7 protein-coding genes and 4 pseudogenes are annotated in these 16,533 nt (G+C 58.7%); 6 read left to right on the plus strand and 5 right to left on the minus strand.

Translation table 11 applies throughout. The features are described 5' to 3' along the window. Positions 1-124: 124 nt before the first annotated feature. From IVB50_RS13850 to IVB50_RS13860, 3 genes are all read right to left on the minus strand, one after another. Complete coding sequence (locus tag IVB50_RS13850) at positions 125-1,102, minus strand: GDP-L-fucose synthase (RefSeq protein WP_275991526.1); 978 nt, start codon at positions 1,100-1,102, stop codon at positions 125-127. Beyond that, a complete protein-coding gene (gmd, locus tag IVB50_RS13855) occupies positions 1,083-2,168 on the minus strand; it encodes a GDP-mannose 4,6-dehydratase (RefSeq protein ID WP_247296052.1) in 1,086 nt (361 codons plus the stop codon). Before gmd ends, IVB50_RS13850 begins: the two co-directional genes overlap by 20 nt. 2,829 nt (positions 2,169-4,997) lie before the next feature. After that, on the minus strand, positions 4,998-5,219 hold the full coding sequence (locus tag IVB50_RS13860; RefSeq protein ID WP_157642944.1) for a hypothetical protein: 222 nt from the start codon (positions 5,217-5,219) through the stop codon (positions 4,998-5,000). 2,966 nt (positions 5,220-8,185) lie between these two features. Here IVB50_RS13860 and IVB50_RS13865 point away from each other — a divergent pair. From IVB50_RS13865 to IVB50_RS13890, 6 genes and pseudogenes are all read left to right on the plus strand, one after another. Further along, a pseudogene (locus tag IVB50_RS13865) lies at positions 8,186-8,900 on the plus strand (radical SAM protein). Positions 8,901-8,950: 50 nt separating this feature from the next. Then, a complete protein-coding gene (gene panD / locus IVB50_RS13870) occupies positions 8,951-9,304 on the plus strand; it encodes an aspartate 1-decarboxylase (protein ID WP_018455497.1) in 354 nt (117 codons plus the stop codon). Between the two features lie 86 nt (positions 9,305-9,390). Continuing rightward, positions 9,391-10,539, plus strand: coding sequence for an 8-amino-7-oxononanoate synthase (locus tag IVB50_RS13875; RefSeq protein WP_247296054.1), 1,149 nt, complete (start codon positions 9,391-9,393; stop codon positions 10,537-10,539). Continuing rightward, positions 10,536-11,168, plus strand: coding sequence for a dethiobiotin synthase (gene bioD, locus IVB50_RS13880; RefSeq protein WP_247296056.1), 633 nt, complete (start codon positions 10,536-10,538; stop codon positions 11,166-11,168). The genes IVB50_RS13875 and bioD overlap by 4 nt, the downstream gene beginning before the upstream one ends. Continuing rightward, positions 11,165-12,427 (plus strand): annotated as a pseudogene (locus IVB50_RS13885) (adenosylmethionine--8-amino-7-oxononanoate transaminase). The gene bioD and the pseudogene IVB50_RS13885 overlap by 4 nt, the downstream one beginning before the upstream one ends. A gap of 212 nt (positions 12,428-12,639) precedes the next feature. After that, a pseudogene (locus tag IVB50_RS13890) lies at positions 12,640-12,944 on the plus strand (3-methyl-2-oxobutanoate hydroxymethyltransferase); the annotation flags it as partial. A gap of 537 nt (positions 12,945-13,481) precedes the next feature. Here IVB50_RS13890 and nolL read toward each other — a convergent pair. Together nolL and IVB50_RS13900 are read right to left on the minus strand one after the other, a co-directional pair. Continuing rightward, positions 13,482-14,603 carry a nodulation factor fucose acetyltransferase NolL gene (gene nolL / locus IVB50_RS13895; protein ID WP_247296058.1) on the minus strand — a complete coding sequence of 374 codons (1,122 nt, stop codon included), beginning with the start codon at positions 14,601-14,603 and terminating at the stop codon, positions 13,482-13,484. Between the two features lie 676 nt (positions 14,604-15,279). Further along, a pseudogene (locus IVB50_RS13900) lies at positions 15,280-16,299 on the minus strand (transposase); the annotation flags it as partial. Positions 16,300-16,533 lie beyond the last annotated feature (234 nt).

Below are 16,533 nucleotides of genomic sequence, written 5' to 3' on the forward strand. Positions count from 1 at the left end.
GCCCTCCATCGGGCACGCGGCACCCGGAGGTGCTCGAACTCCAAGAAAACGTGGAGCCCTGTCGAATTCGCCGGGAGATCCTAAAGCAACTGTCTGGCAATCGCACAATGAGCGCCGTCAGCAGTTAGCAGCTGCATGAGGCTCTCGTTTTGTCCGATGTACCCGATACGGCCAAGAAGGCCCGGTAGGTCTGGCGCATTCCATCTACAAGCCATGTCCTCGCGCGCCAGCCGAGGCTTGCGAGACGGCTGACGTCGAGCAGCTTGCGCGGAGTGCCATCGGGGCGCGACGTGTCGAAGGCAATCTCGCCGCTGTAGCCAACGACCTCGGCGACGACACGGGCGAACTCGGCGATGGTGATGTCCTCGCCTGTGCCGATATTGATCAGCTCCGGTCCCGAATAGCTCTTCATCAGGTGCACGCAGGCATCCGCCATGTCGTCAACATAAAGGAACTCGCGCCGTGGCGTGCCGGTGCCCCACACGGCGACACTCTTTGCGCCCGCGACCTTCGCCTCGTGGAAGCGGCGGATCAGCGCGGCAACGACATGGCTCAATTCGGGATGATAATTGTCGCCGGGGCCGTAGAGATTGGTGGGCATCACGCTGATGAAGTCGCTGCCATACTGGCTGCGATAGGCTTCCGCCATCTTGATGCCGGCGATCTTGGCGATCGCATAGGGCTCGTTGGTCGGCTCCAGCGGGCCTGATAGCACCGAGACCTCGCGCAGCGGCTGTGGGGCTAGCTTCGGATAGATGCAGGACGAGCCCAAAAACATCAGCTTTTCGGCGCCGTTTTGATGCGCGGCCTGGATCACGTTCGCAGCAATCGTGATGTTGTCGTAGATGAACTCGGCCCGCAGCGTGTCGTTGGCGACGATGCCGCCGACTTTTGCGGCGGCGAGGAAGATCACCTGCGGCCGCGTTTTCGCGAACCATTCGAACACGGCCGTCTGGTTGCAGAGATCGACCTCGCGCCGGTCGACCGTGACGAGCTGCACGTCCTCCCGCGCGAGCCGGCGCGCAATCGCGCTGCCGACCATACCGCGATGGCCGGCGACGTAGACGCTTTTGCCCTTCAGCTCAAACGGTGCGCTTGCCATGGGCCGCCTCCCGTTTTGCTTCCGCCAGATCGCTTGCCATCATCTCCTCGACGAGCTGGGCGAACGTGTGCTTCGGCTTCCAGCCGAGCACCTGATGCGCCTTGCTGGCGTCGCCGACGAGGAGATCGACCTCGGTGGGGCGGAAATAGGTCGGATCGATCTTCACCACCGTCTTGCCGCTCGTCTCATCGACGCCGGTCTCCTCGACCCCTGCTCCACGCCATGCAATGCGGCGGCCGAGGTGGGCGAACGATAGCTCGACCATCTCGCGCACCGAGTGCATCTCGCCGGTGGCGAGCACGAAATCATCGGGCTTGTCGGCTTGCAGGATCTTGTGCATGCCCTCGACGTAATCGCGCGCGTGGCCCCAGTCGCGCTTGGCTTCGAGATTGCCGAGATAGAGCGTCTCCTCCAGCCCGACCTCGATACGGGCGACAGCGCGCGTGATCTTGCGGGTCACAAATGTCTCGCCGCGGATCGGGCTCTCGTGGTTGAACAGGATGCCGTTGCTGGCGAACATGCCATAGGCTTCGCGGTAGTTCACCGTGATCCAGTAGCCGTAGAGTTTTGCCACGCCGTAGGGCGAGCGCGGATAGAACGGCGTGGTCTCCTTCTGCGGGATCTCCCGGACGAGGCCGTAGAGCTCGGAGGTCGAGGCCTGGTAGAACCGCGTCTCCTTCACCATGCCGAGGATGCGAATCGCTTCCAGCAGCCGCAGCACGCCGATCCCATCGGCATTGGCGGTGTATTCGGGACTCTCGAAGCTGACCGCGACGTGGCTTTGGGCGGCCAGATTGTAGATCTCGGTCGGCCGGATCTGCTGCACCAGCTGGATCAGATTGGTCGAGTCCGTCATGTCGCCGTAGTGCATCAGGAACGGCACGTCCCCGAGATGCGGGTCCTGGTAGAGATGGTCGACCCGCGCAGTGTTGAACGAGGACGAGCGCCGCTTGATGCCGTGCACGACATAGCCGAGCGACAGCAGATATTCGGCCAGATAGGCGCCGTCCTGTCCAGTCACGCCGGTGATTAGAGCGACCCGCCGTTTGCTCTCTTGGTTTGACAAATCGTTGCTCTGTGCAGGCTAATGTCGGTCCCCGATCGACGACGTCAATCGCGTCTGGCCTCTTCGAAATGCGGAAGCGTCACGCTCTCGAACGGCCGAGTTCTGGATTCTGTATAGGCATTGCATCAAGCGCTCAACTGTACGGAGGTAACCTTCCACATCGAAAGGGTTTTGAAGGACTATACGAAAGTTTGTAGTCCGGAAGATTCCGTTCGGCCTTCGTCAGGCGTTTCTCGGCGTGGGCGCGACCAATGAAATTGCGGCGCGGATGGGAGGTAAGCAGACCCGTTTGGCCGAGAAGCGTTCCACAGTCCGTTCGTGGTCAACTCGCACGTTGAGCCAGCGAGTTTCCCTCATTTCGTGTCCTTGCCTAAGAGTTTTCCAATCTTGCTGTTCATCCAGTGCAACCGCGAGCAAGCCGGCCAAACAAAGCATTTAAATTCGTTCTCTGTCGCGCAGTACTTATCATCGTCGATCATTTCTGGACAATCAAGTTGGTGATCTGGCAAGCAAAAGTGAAGGCGCGCATACTGCTTCCGTGCTGTTTGAGTTCACAGAAAAACGCTGGATGAATGAGGCCAGTGCTATATGGGACCTCAAGGGGGTTATCGCGACGATTAGTGTGCCCTGCGCCCCCGAAGGGCGAATTCAGTAGCGAAAGGCATCTGGCGGTTCATTGCTCGCGAGTGGCCAAGGAATCAACAACAATGGTGCGTTTAGCGCGGACGATATGGCTCACAAGGTCAGTGCTCGGTTCGGCGACCATTCCGCCGGGGGGTGTTTTCCGCGCTCGCAAGCATGTCTTCGGGCCGGCCGTAGTATGACCAGGCAAAGCCCGCTTGTGGGTGAATTAAGCCGCCTCGAGCACGTGCCGCTGCCATTGAAACTGGTGGTTTGCTGGTCCCGAGCGCCCCTTCTCTTGTCGGCAAAGTCCGGTTCTTGAGCAAGCATTCTGCGGATAGCAGCCTGAGCTGACGGATCAACTGCGTTCTACCTCAACTATCACATTTGATTTGCAGCCCCTCGGCAGAAGGAAGTCGGATGAGCTGCTCGTGGAGAGTGGAGAGGTCGAGCCGGGCCATTAAGCCAAGTGCCCCCGCTCGAATGCGCCGAAAGCAGCGTAAGCTTTAGAGGCGCGTCTCGAAATGGATCGCCGGCTTATCGGGTTCGAACGCGGTGTTGCCCTAAATCAAGGTGCCGAGATCAATCTTCAGTCCCTCGCGGGTATAAACTTCCACATCATCTCTTCCAAGGCGCTCACATGAGCTTCTCAATACTCGCTCGTCAGGTCTTGATGGGCCTCATTGCCGGATCGGCGTTCGGCTCTTGGGCAATCGTCAGGCCTGCACCTCGAGCGGATCCAGCTCGCGGATCTATCGGCAGCTCTCTTGCTCCCGCGATGGCCGCTGCCATGCCTAGCACTTGCGCGGACTCGTCTCGGATTACTGTTGTTCATCTAGTCTGCTTTCGTTCAACGAGGCTGCGTCCGTCCGACCATGGCATGACGTGCATTCGGGAATGGTGATAAGCGCACCACGATGACAGCTTTTGGCGAGGCCCCGTCACAACGGGGGCGCCGCACATATACGCGGCTCCCGGATCGCCATTCTTGAAACCAACAATGGCCCGGCATTGGCCCTCACAGTGATCGACGAGCAAGACCCTGTTGGATCCATCGGGTCCTCTCACATGACCGCTCCGGGATACCGCATCGATCTCGCGGCGGCTGGTTTGGAACTCAGTGCCCGCAAACGTATTTCGTAGCCTCCAAGGCTGGATTGGTCCTTCTTACATGTGGGCGATCTTGTCTTCATGGGGCCGGCGATTGCGTGGACAGGACAGAAAGGCGTTCTTCGGCTGAGCGCGATCCTCAGCCGCTTTGGCAGAAGACCTCTCATCGCAAGCGGTCGGCCTGCTCCGCTGGAAGCGGCCGAACATTGGTGCTCCCTAGCTGTGCACTCTACAATCTGACGCTACGTATGATTCAATCCCTCTCCGAGCTTATCGCGTGAATATGTCGAACCCGTATTCGTTTGCCAGGAGCCAGCCGCAAGACGAGCAGGGCGGGAGGCGCTTCACCAAGGCAGTTGGCTTTGGGTATCAATCGTCTGCGGAAGGCGCAGCTCAGGTCCGCTCGAGTGTGCGCGCATAGCGACCCCCCAGTTGGGAGGCTGCTCGTCGGTGGCCACGAGTGATCAAGCGAATCAATCAAGCTTACTTAAATGTGTGGATAGGAGGTGCCTTGGCGACGCAATCGATCGCCCATGGCTGGAATGCTCTGGCGAGTCGGTGCGAATTGGCTTTGTCTATCCAGCCGAGCTCTGCCGCTGTCACCATCGTAATGGGGCTGCTTCCCGGGAGTTGTCGGTGCCGCGGCGGCTGAGAAGATTGGAAACGAGATCAATCGGCAGCCCGTTAACCTGGTCAAAGAGCCAAGCTCCCGTCAGGTAACCCAACAATGACTTCGCCGTTCTAGATAACCTTGAACTATGGACGAGCTCGAAAGGCGTCGTCAGGTGCAGGCCACGCCGGGTTGATCATCGCGGATTCGATATTTGTGGGAAGATTTGCCGAGCGTCACGTTGGAAGGCCTAAGCGGTACTCAGCCCTGGTCCCATTGAGAGCATCGCGGCTCGAGTCCAGATTGGCGCGTTTGCTACAATCGTGTTGGTATTGAAGACTTGCTACGCCGACTACTCCTGGTCGGCCGGGGGAAAGACCGCGGTTTTGCAGGCAATCAAATGGCTGTTGGAACGAGCGGCGCAGTTGGCCATGCTCTCTGATGGATGGCCGGGGCCTTGTAGCGGGCGCCGATCGGCGTCCTCCCATTCATCTTGAGGCGCGAGCGATTGTTAGGCCGGCATTCTCCAGCACATCCAAAATCGTTTCAGCAACCGCCCGCGGATCTCGCTCGTCCTCTTTGCTAACGTTACAGGCCAAGGTAGCTGCGATGATCGCGTGCGCTGTTTTGCGCTGGAGGCAATCGTATTCGGCATACTCACCGCAAGTATTGCAGTTGATCACTGGTCGGCCGCTCCAGGGATCGTGCATTGCGATCTCGCACCAGTTATCTGTGTGACATTTCGGACAGAGCATAGATCGAGATTTCCTTGTGGTCTGACCTCGCGCGCTCGCCATGGCCATCAGTTGAACGGCCACTTGCTAGCCAAAGCTGTAGAAGTCATTGCTACTGCGAAGGCCGTGTTGCCCGTCTTTGGATACGAAAAACGTGATGGAGGCGGCGGCGGAGGCAATCCAGGCACCCGAAGGCGGCTTCGGCATGAGCGACCAGTCGACGCATCTCTGGCGAGAATGCTGGCAACCGTGTATGCCTGGAGCTACCTGTTTTGGCGTGAGCAAGCTATTGCAGGTTCCCCGCGGCCGCATCACGGCTACGTAAGATGAGTATGGCCTCCAACTTCCATTCCACTCTGAGCTGCGAGGCCCCGATCTCCGGACGGCGACCTTCTGCGTGAGCAATCTGTCAAATCGGGCAACCGCCACGCGAGGATGCTGCTGCGATCTTAGAATCCGGTTCCCCTGCAGCCTGGCTTAGTCGCCACACGTGCAATGATTCGCCGAGGCGACTTCACTGCGGCGCCCGGGACAAGGCGGGCGTTCTGCAATCTGGGCGCCAAATGATACACTCGAAATTGTGTCGCCCGGAAGCTGTTGTACGGCCAAGCACGCTTGCCAACTGTAAGAGACCCTACAATCTGACGCTACGTACGATTCAAGCCCTAATGTCGAGAGTCGCGCATTCGCGCCCTTTGCCGCGCTTGCTGCGAGCGGCTTGTCGCATCGCAGACATCAACAGAGTGGTCGGCAGATAACCGCAAATGAGGTGCTTTTGCGAAAGCCAACCTACGGGATCTTACGTAGGGCATGTGTCGCATTTTCGTGATCTAAAAATTGCATCGTCTTCCGCATGAAGGAAAAAAAGCTGTTCTCAGACGCCAAACATTGGAGAAGCCGTGCTGAAGCGACCCGAAGAAAAGCGGAGTCGCTCGAGGACGACACATCCAGATGCAGGCTCCTCAAGGTCGCTGAAGAATATGATAAGCTGGCTCGCCTCGCGGAGGGGCGGCAAAGAAATGAGCTTGATGGGCAGTTCTGATCGCCAGCGGGCGGACGGTTGCACCGATCGTCAACGCCTTGTGACCTCGGCGCGGGTGTCTCTCCGTTGGAGCTCACAGCCCGTTAGCTGAACTGCGAAACTGCGTCATGCGGTAAGGCCAATGAGCTAGGCTGCTGAACGAGCGCGGTCCGCGCGTCCGAGCCTCTGACCATGAATCCATTCTGAGTCGCGGGGCCGGCCACATAGATGACGCATTGACGGTGTCTCAGGCGGCAAGCCGGCTAACCGCTAGACATGAGAAGGATGAGATGAAAGCCCACCGTCAGGTCGTCGAATCAAAAGCCTCTCGCTCGATGAACTGGCGAGGCATTGGCGTCGCGCTTTGCATCATGTTGCCGAAGCCAGGACGTTTGTTTGGGTGACAAAGTAGCCGGTTCGCCGGATCATGCCACGCGAATTGGCTTCCGCCGCCATTTTGGCGTGAGGCGTTTCAGTCGAATTCTGGCATCTTGCACCAAGCACTGCTGAACTCAACGCCATACATTGCGGACATGTTCAGGCGAAGAGGCGAGCAGAAGCTCCTGCTGGCACGGCTTGCCAAGACGGGCCATCATAGATCTCTGCGCAGATTGTCTGCCGGGTTCGCAACGAAGGCGCGAATGACAAGAAAATTGAAGAGACGATCAGATGTCGAAAGACAAACCCAAGAGAACTCCCCGGTGAACGGTGCGGATAGAACCGATGATCTTCATCCAAGTAGGTTCGGTGCAGATGATCAGCGGTAGCTGGGGCTGCCCATGCCCGGGTGCCCGTTCGATGTGCGACTCGGACAAGACGAGTGGTGCCGGATGCAACTCTATCGGCCAAATGGAGGACGCATGAGGAGGCACAGTGTAGAAAGACTGGAAGCGGGGCGCGTTCGCGAGGGCCAATTCGCCACTGCACCAGGGTCTGGCCCTTCTGGTCTCTTCTTCGTGCAGGGGCCTTGTGGCTGCCAACTCAAGATCATCGGCTTAATCCGTCCGGGATGGGAGCATGTCTCAGTGTCGACGCCACGGCGATCTCCAAACTGGGAGGAGATGTGCCTCGCTAAAGATATGTTTTGGGATGAAGAGGAATGCGTGATGCAGCTGCATCCTCCTCATTCGCAGTATGTGAACAATAGTCGCTATTGCCTGCATCTCTGGAGGCCGACGCGGCAGGTCATTCCGATGCCTCCGGCAGCCTTCGTGGGCATCGTCGGGCTCGGGCCGTCTGAAGCGGCAATTCTGTTTGCGCAGATGAGTGCGACACCTTAGCGGATCTCGCCCCGCCGGAGCCAAGTCGGGCGGCGGCGACATAATCGAGACTCCCGCGGAGTTGCTCACACAGCCAGGGACGACGAGCACAGCGGCGAGCGAGCCTAGGTGGCCAAGGCCCGCCAAGGGGCCGTCAGCCACTACTCTGCGCCCCAGAGCCCAACCCGCTGCACTTCTGAAAGGGGCGGAAGGTAACGCTCGCAGAGTCGGCTTGTTGAGGCCGCCGTTTGTTGTGCGGAATGTGACGCGCATAACAACACCATTGAGGATTCAGTCAGGTGAGCAGATCCGTCGCTCCGTTATACACGGCGCGCGGCCAAATACATTTGCATCGGAAGAGGCTCCTAGGGGGCGCAACTACCGGACGCACCGCCTAGTTACCTGAGTGAGGCGCGCCTGCGGGGAAATCCTGCATGAGGGGGCGGCGATTAGCCTGATATCAGCGCCATGCCCGCGCAACTCGGCGATATTTCTCGTTCAATACAGGGCAAGAGTGTTGCTTTGCGGAGCTACGCACGACGTTGTCGTCTGTACGATCGAGCGAAAATCTTGAGGGTGCTGTGGAAGCCGAAGGCAATAGCGGCCGCAACGGCGCGCCGGTCCGCCGCGACTGCGAACGTGCCGAGGCGGAGGGGGTTTACGTGCAGCCAATTCCCGAGCTCCTAGTTCAGGCCCAGACCGTTCATCGCGGTAATTTTGACCCACGTCGAAACCGGAAGCCTGCTCAGATCAAGACCGGCGGCTGTCCTGAAGACTGCGCCTATTGCGCACAGAGCGTGTATTACGACACTGGCCTGAAGGCGACTCGCTTGACGGATCGCGCTGATGTGGTCGCCGCCGCGCAGCGCGCCAAGGCGGCCGGGGCGAGTCGCTTCTGCATGGCCGCGGCGTGGCGCAGTCCAAAGGACCGCGACCTCGATAAGGTCTGCGACATGATTGCCCCCGTTAAACGTGTTGGCATGGAGACGTGCGTAACGCCCGGCATGCTCACGCCAAAGCAAGCCGCACGCCTCGCCGACGCCGGCCTCGACTTCTACAATCATAACGTGGACACTTCACCCGAGGATCAACCTGTGGAACGAGGTGAATGGCGTGCCGGTGAAGGTCACGGCGGAGCGTCCCGATCCGATTGCACTGGTGCGCCTGGTGGCGACCGCGCGGATCATGATGCCCAAGAGCGTCGTACGGTTGGCCGCCGGGCGCCAGTACATGAGTGATGAACTCCAAGCCCTATGCTTCTTGGCGGGTGCGAACTCCATCTTTGTCGGCGATGTGTTGCTGACTATCAAAAACCCGCAATTTGACGGTGATGCAAGTTTGTTAGCTCGGCTCGGCATTACGTCTGGACTCGCTTAAGCCATCAGAAGAACGGCGTGCTGCGCGCAAGCCACTAGCGTAGGTAAGAAATGCAGATTGTCTTGATGAAGGGAAAGATTCATTGCGCCTCGGTAACTGAATCCGACCTGCACTTTGAAGGCTCGATCTCGATTGATCGCGCACTTTTGGACGCGGCCGGTATCCTGATTAACGAACGCGTCGAACTCTACAACCTCGAGACGGGGGCACGCTTTGCAACGTTTGCGACAGAAGCGCCGCGAGGGTCCGGCACGGTAGACGTGAACGGTGCGGCGGCGCGACTGGCGATGCCCGGCGATAGGATAAGCATCGTTGCATACGCCTCAGTTGACGAGGCGGAGGCAAGAATCTTCAGGCCGCGCATTGTGCTGGTTGATCGACAAAATCGCATCGTGCCGATTTGAATCCAACAAGCTAATCGCGTAGAGCCCTGTCGTTGGTGGCCAGTTAGGAGTTTTGCGGCGTCGACCCTTGGCTCAGCGAGTGAAGAATGAATACCATCATTGCGGGTAAAGTCACCAGCTATGCGGCAGGCTTGGATGCGCTTAAACGCGAGAACCGCCTGCAGAGTCTCAGGCCGCGCACCGGGATTGACTTTTCATCCAACGATTATCTGGCCCTGGCGAGCGCGCCGCGGATGAAAAAAGCGATCGTCACCGCGCTTGAAGCCGGTACTTCGATCAGAGCCGGCGGATCACGGCTTCTGCGCGGCAACTGCGAGGAGCACGAATGCCTCGAAGCAGCAGCGGCGCGGTTCTTCGGCGCGCAGACCGCGCTCTTCTTCGGCGGTGGCTATGTTGCAAAGGTTGCGGTGCTGACAACGTTGCCGCAACGGGATGACCTGCTCGTCCTTGATTCCCTGGTTCACGCCAGCATTCACGAAGGAGCACGAGCTGGCCGAGCCGCGTTTCGAATCACCGCCCATAACCGCCCGCAGTTTATCGAAAGCGCAATTTGCGACTGGCGTGCCGCGGGCGGAGCGAGGCAGGTCTGGATCGTAGTCGAGAGCCTCTACAGCATGGATGGCGATTTCGCACCGCTTGAAGACCTGCTCGCGATCGCGGACCGGCACGATGCGTTCTTGGTTGTGGACGAAGCTCATGCCACCGGCGTTTACGGCGAGCAGGGGCGAGGGCTCACAGGGCCGTTTGAAGGACATCTCCTGGTTATTCATACCTGCGGCAAGGCGCTGGGAGCTGCCGGCGCGCTTGTCACCGCCTCTGGCGTGCTGCGCGATTTCATGATCAATCGCTGTCGCCCGTTTATCTTCGCGACCGCCCCTTCGCCGTTAATGGCGGTGGCCGTACGGGAGGCTCTGTTGATCCTGCAGGAGGAGCCGGAGCGCCAACAGCGGCTGGCGAAGCTTGTCGCGTTCACGCATCAGGAGATGGTTGCGCGAGGCGAGAGAAGTCCTTCGAACTCGCAGATCCTTCCCTATATCGTTGGCGAGAATGCCCGCGCCATGAGGCTAGCGTCCGCGCTACAGGCTCGCGGATTTGACATCCGAGGAATCAGACCGACAACAGTGCCGACCGGCACGGCCCGTTTACGAATTTCACTGACGCTCAACGTCGGAGAGGATGAGGTGCGTGCGATGCTCGATGCCCTCGCTGAGGAGACGGGGGGCGAATCTCGATGAGCCAGCGGATCGTGGTGACCGGCACAGATGCAGGGATCGGAAAATCTGTCTTTTCGGCAGGCCTTGCCCATCTTCTCGGCGCGAATTATTGGAAACCAATTCAGGCCGGTGTTGAAGGAGAGACCGATAGCGAGCAGGTCGCACGACTGAGCGGTCTTCCGGCCGATCGGATCGTTCCGGAGCGTTACCGCCTTAAAACGTCCGCCTCGCCGCACCATGCCGCCGAAATAGACGGAATTCGCATCGACCCCGATTCGCTCGTCCTGCCGCATACCGGGGAGCGACCGCTCGTCATCGAAGGCGCTGGCGGGCTGATGGTGCCGCTGAATTCTAGTGCACTCTACATCGACATCTTCGAGCGGTGGCGACTTCCCGTCGTGCTTTGCGCGCGCACGCTACTCGGAACCATCAATCACTCCCTGCTCTCGATAGAGGCCTTGCGAAAGCGCCAGATCGACATTCTTGGGATCGCATTCATCGGAGAAAGAAATTCGGAGACTGAGAGCGCAATTTGTGACATCGCGCGGGTGCGTTGGTTAGGACGGCTGCCCTGGATTTCTCCTTTGACGGCAGAGAGCCTGCAGGCTGTCTTCAAAGGCTCGTTTATTCCCGGCGATTTCACGCCATGAAGCCAAACAAGAGGTCGCCAATTTGGCATCCATTCACGCAGCATGCTCTTCACAACGAGATGACCAAGGTTGTGCGTGGCGATGGTGCTTATCTCTACACTGCGGATGCATAATCGAATCATAGATGCAATCTCACCCTGGTGGGTCGTCACTCACGGCCATTGCCATCCGTAGATCGTGAGCGCGATTCAGGAACAGGCCGGCAAGCTAAACCAAGTCATTTTCGCCGGCTACACGCATGATCCGGCTGAGGAGGTCGCTCGGCTCCTTTTGAAACTCACACCCCAAGGCTTGGACCACGTGTTCTACTCGGACAGCGGGTCAGCCAGCGTGGAAGTCGCCTTGAAGATGGCACTCGGTTACTGGCACAATATAGGTGAAGAGCGAACACGCATCATTGTAGCAGCACTCCTATCACGGGGACACGTTCGGCGCGATGTCAGTTGGTGCCCGCGGTGTCTTCAACGCGGCGTACGGACCTCTCCTGTTCGACGTGACCTCAATCCCGTTCCCTGCGAGCGGTCGTGAGCGGGCGACGCTCGATGCGCTTGAGTCAGCATGTCGGAACGAAAATCCCGCAGCCTTTATTGTCGAGCCTCTGATGTTAGGGGCAGGCGGAATGCTGATGTACCCAGCTTGGGTGCTAAGAGAGATGAAGCGGATCTGCGAGGCGTCGGACGTTCTGTTCATTGCCGATGAGGTCATGACGGGCTGGGGCCGCACCGGAACAATCTTCGCCTGTGAGCAGGCCAATGTTGTGCCAGATATAGCGTGCTATTCCAAGGGTCTCACGGGAGGGGCGCTGCCGCTCGCGGTGACACTCTGCCGGGCAGAGATTTTCGATGCCCATTATTCAAAAGACCGTACGCGCACATTCTTTCATTCGAGTTCGTATACGGCAAATCCGGTGGCCTGTGCCGCCGCCAAAGCTAACCTGGATCTGTGGAAAGGCCAGGAATGTTACCGGCGCATCGCTGCGGTCGCAACCATGCAAGAGCAGGCAATTGAAGGATTCCGCGCCGATCCGCGCTTTGCAAACGTTCGCCGTAGCGGCACCATCACAGCACTCGACCTGAAGACGAGAGATACCGGCTATCTCGCAGGCGTCGGCCCGAGGCTTCACGCCTTCTTAACGACCGCAATCTCTTGCTGCGTCCACTCGGTAATACGATTTATGTGATGCGCCATATTGTGTAACAGCAGGTGACCTGGACGAAATTTATGCACGCATCTGTGACGCTGCCGATGCGCTGGCCTGAAGACGCGCGCGGTAGCGCAAGATGAAGGATCCTGAGCTGTCGTCGGCTTCCCGAACGACTTGAGAGAGCCTTGCCATAGACTTTCGAAATGGGCGATTGTGACCTCGCATCTGCAATGTGGGTTCCAAGGGGAAGGCCGTTTCCAGAGACATGCGGAGGCCGGATCAGATCGAACAGAGCCACATTTCGCAGCTGTCAGTTGAACGCGTCACGTTCCAGTTCTGCAATGATGCAAGGAGGAAAGGCACACCATCGTCATGACCACGGGTTATGATGCGGTGACGGCATGTATCGCCGATCCTGTCGTCGACGTCATTCTTGTCGGCGATAGCGTCGGCAATGTATGCCTTGGGTGTGATGACACTTTACCCGTCAGCATGGGATGATGAATCACCACTTGGAGGCGGTCGCGCGAACAAGGCCTCGCGCCCTGCTTGTAGCTGACATGCCGTTTCTCAGCTTTCATATCAGTCCCGAGGACACGATACGCAACGCTAGAGATTTCCTGCAGCTTGGCACAGACGCAGGCTATGTAGAGGACCGTCAGCTGCTGCAGGAGGGCCTCTCGCGCTGGGCAGCTGATGTCCTTAACGCAGCATTCCCCGCGTCGCAGGAGTCATGTCGTCTTCCGGACGGTTTGCGCGACTCGATCGTAAACTGGACGCCTTCCAAGTCAAGGTAGTGCATGGGAACTGCGGGCCGAGACGGAGAGTCGAACGACTGGGACGTCTCGGATTCAGTACGGCACTCGAAGAAACATTTCGCCGAGTGTGATTGGATTACGTTCGATCGCCAGATCTGGGTCGAAACCCGGCGGCTAGAGGACTGGTACAGCGAAGCTCATCTCACGACTCTCGATTGAACAGACGGACGCAATGGGCTGAGTTCGCCGGTGCCATACAAACCTGAGCAATACACGCTTCGATGGGGTTGCTCTTATGCCGATCACCGGCTCGACGGGCGGCACGCCGTCGCCGTCGACCGCTGTTCCGGGCGTCACAAGTCGATGCCATCGCAATACCCTGCCGTACTCAAACAATTAAATGCAATACAGCTAGTTTATTGCAGGTTTGGCCTGCGGGAGACCTGAGCGTGGCGGCATTCCAACGACGAGCTGAGATAGATATGGAACGCCGCGAACAATCGAGCGCACCATTAGCGCGATCGCAATAATCGAGGCACCGAGCAGACCCGCGATGATCAACCGGGTCGTGAGATCCCAAAGTTCTCCGAATTGTACGAAATCCATGAGACGGAACACGGTACCCTGGACCAGGTAGAGCAGCAGCGTGGTCTGGCCCAACTCCACAGCGATAAAGCGGGCCATCCGATTTGAATGGCCAAGGCTCCAGCATTGCAGCAGGAGTTCGATAACGATTGCTGAGGCAGCTGCAGAGCCAACAAACATCAGAAGCACGTCTTTAGCCGACCGAAGATCGTGAATTATCCCAAGATTATTGTAGACATAGGTGTCCTTGCCCCACGCTAGAAAGCATACGCAAGTCACTATCGAGAGAAATAAGACCAGGAGCGGCTTGTGACGTCGCCATGTACTCGTCCATCGTTCTCTCGATTGAGCAAGCAAGAAGCCGAAGCAGAAGAATGGGTAAGTGAATCTGATCAGGGGTGATATGGAGAATGTCAGAGGCGCGAGTGCGACCAGTATGGCTACGCCAGATATGACCCACGATCGCTGGTCGAGCCTGCTAGAAATCTTGATGAGAAGGTAGGAAACAAACGTGGCCCAGATGAACCAATAGGTGCCAGCGAAATCGTCTAAAAATCCCAAAAGTCCGCTCGTTATGCTGGTCGCGCGCCACAATGCCGCCAGCTTAACGGTCTCCATGAACGTCCACCAAAACAGCATCGGCAGCAAGAGCTGCTTCGCACGGTCGCTGGCGGCTCGAGTGAACGACTTTTGCAGCAGCGATCGAGAAGAAAGATATCCGCTTATCGCCATAAAGAGTGGCATGTGAAACATATAGATCGATTTGTAGTACGGCGAATACCAAAACCCGTCGTCTCGGTAGATGACATACTGGATCAGGTGCCCAACGATCACCAAAAGAATGAGCGCACCTTTCGCGAAGTCTAAGCTCAGATCTCGATCGTTAGCCTCTGTCGTGCGCGAGCTCGGGGCGATCGTTCCAGTCACGCGTAGCAATGTATGAAACATCTAGATATCTGTTGTTGATGAGCCGGCGGCCCGTTGTTCGGTTCTTCTGCCTCATTTTTGATCCAAACGAAAGGTGATGGCGGGACTTTTTGGAAGGGAGTAAGCTCAGCTTGTTTTAGCCTTCAAGAACGAGCTGTGCCCCGAGCCTCTCTGAATGCCTCAAGGAACTTCGCGGCAGAACAGATATCTAGGTCAAGGTAGTGATGTAGCAGTACGGGCGCGGCATACTATTTGCAGAGACAGGTTCTGGGAGGAAGACTGTCGCACTCAGTCTCCCACTCAGCCCGACGCATTTCAGACCCGGCAGATGCGTCGGGCTTCTTCCGTCCGCCCAGCATACTTGACATTTGGCGGTCACCTTCGGTTGCCGCCGAGGCGCTCACGCCAATAGGCGCTTCTGATGCTGAACTCGGGCACGCCAACATTGGGGTTGCGGCAGTGTGCTACGCGCGCACACGGAGAGCGGTGCTCTGCAGACTGGGGCAAAAGCCGAGGACCGGCCCTTTCTGATTGAGATGCTGGCTCGGTTAGCGTGGCTGACGCCGTGAACAGCGCCGGGGATCTCCCGATGGCTGTTCAACCGGGCCGACGCTGCCGGAATGAATGCCACGCGGCCGTCGTGACGTGGGCATGGGCTTGATCGTCCTGCGATCGTGGCCGCACGCAGAACCGATCATTGCTTATGCGCCTTCAATCGTCCGACGCCGTTGTTGACCTCGAGCGCCAGCCGTGACCCGTCGCAGGGCCATCCCGCCCGCGTTTGATGTTGCGCGTGACACCGCGAATGGTGCGCATCATGTTCTCGGTGATGTTGTACAGGCAAGCGATGAACGAAGCTCCTTCGGCAACTTCAACCGGACGACAGTCAGGATTTCGTCGAGGCCCGCGAGGATGCTCACAGCTACGCCGAGCCATGCCGATCGACTCGACGCGCGACATTGCGGATCAATTCTTCAGCCATTTCGGCGTCATCGAGCTCCCAGGTTGGCGCAGCACCCGACGGGTGGCCGCATGATGCTCTTTCGGCAGGCGTTCCATGATGTTTGCGCACCTTGTAGATCTGGCAGCGCTGGGTCGTGGCGACCGAACCGAAGGTGCGGCAGATCGCCTTCGACAACGCTCAACAGTCTTGGCACCGCCGGGTCGCGCCCGCGCGAAACCAGATCGTCCAGTAGGGCCTGAAACGTTGCGGCAATCCGGTCGCCCCTTCCACCAGCGCCACGGATGCTTTTTGACTTCGCCGTCGACCCCGATCGCGGTGGCCAGCACAAGATCGTCGCCGAGATGCAGCCCGTCGATTTGGACCACCAGAAGGTCGAGCGCCGACAGATCGGCCGCCATGAAGTCGGCCAGCCGCGCGGTCGGCAGCGCTACGAACCTCCGCGAGGCAGCCGACTTTGACACCCCCCGATCCGGCCGATGCCTGCACGTCACCCTCCGGCAGCCGGACAGCGCGGGCGAACCGGCGCGTCAACACATTGATCAGCATCAAGTCCATCGCCCAGCGAGCGAGCCAGTGCTCCTGCGCCGCCATTGTCCCAGGACGGAATCGTGACCTCGCGGGCGTTCACGCCCTAACCCGTTCGCAGGCCGCCGTCACATCCGCCTCCGTCATCGTGCCGAGCGCCTCGATCCCTGCCGGAAGGCAGAACCGGTCAAAGCTCGCCTGGCACTTTCGCAAACGCTTCGTCCACAGCCCGGTCGCCGGCTAACCAGCCGGTGTGATATCTCTCGTCATCACGTCGCTCTCCTTTGTGGAATCAGCACGCCGAGCCTACCGGCTCAACGGCAACCCCGACCTCTTCAGAAATTCAACAGAACCCGGGACATCCGTAAGCGCTTAGCCGCAACCCTATTGAGGCTGGCTTGACGTTTTGCGGAATCGCCACGGCATGAGGTCTTCGATGCGGCTATGGGGATGGCCGTCGAT

The organism is Bradyrhizobium sp. 87 (assembly GCF_023073015.1).
In the GTDB taxonomy this organism is placed as follows: domain Bacteria; phylum Pseudomonadota; class Alphaproteobacteria; order Rhizobiales; family Xanthobacteraceae; genus Bradyrhizobium; species Bradyrhizobium canariense_D.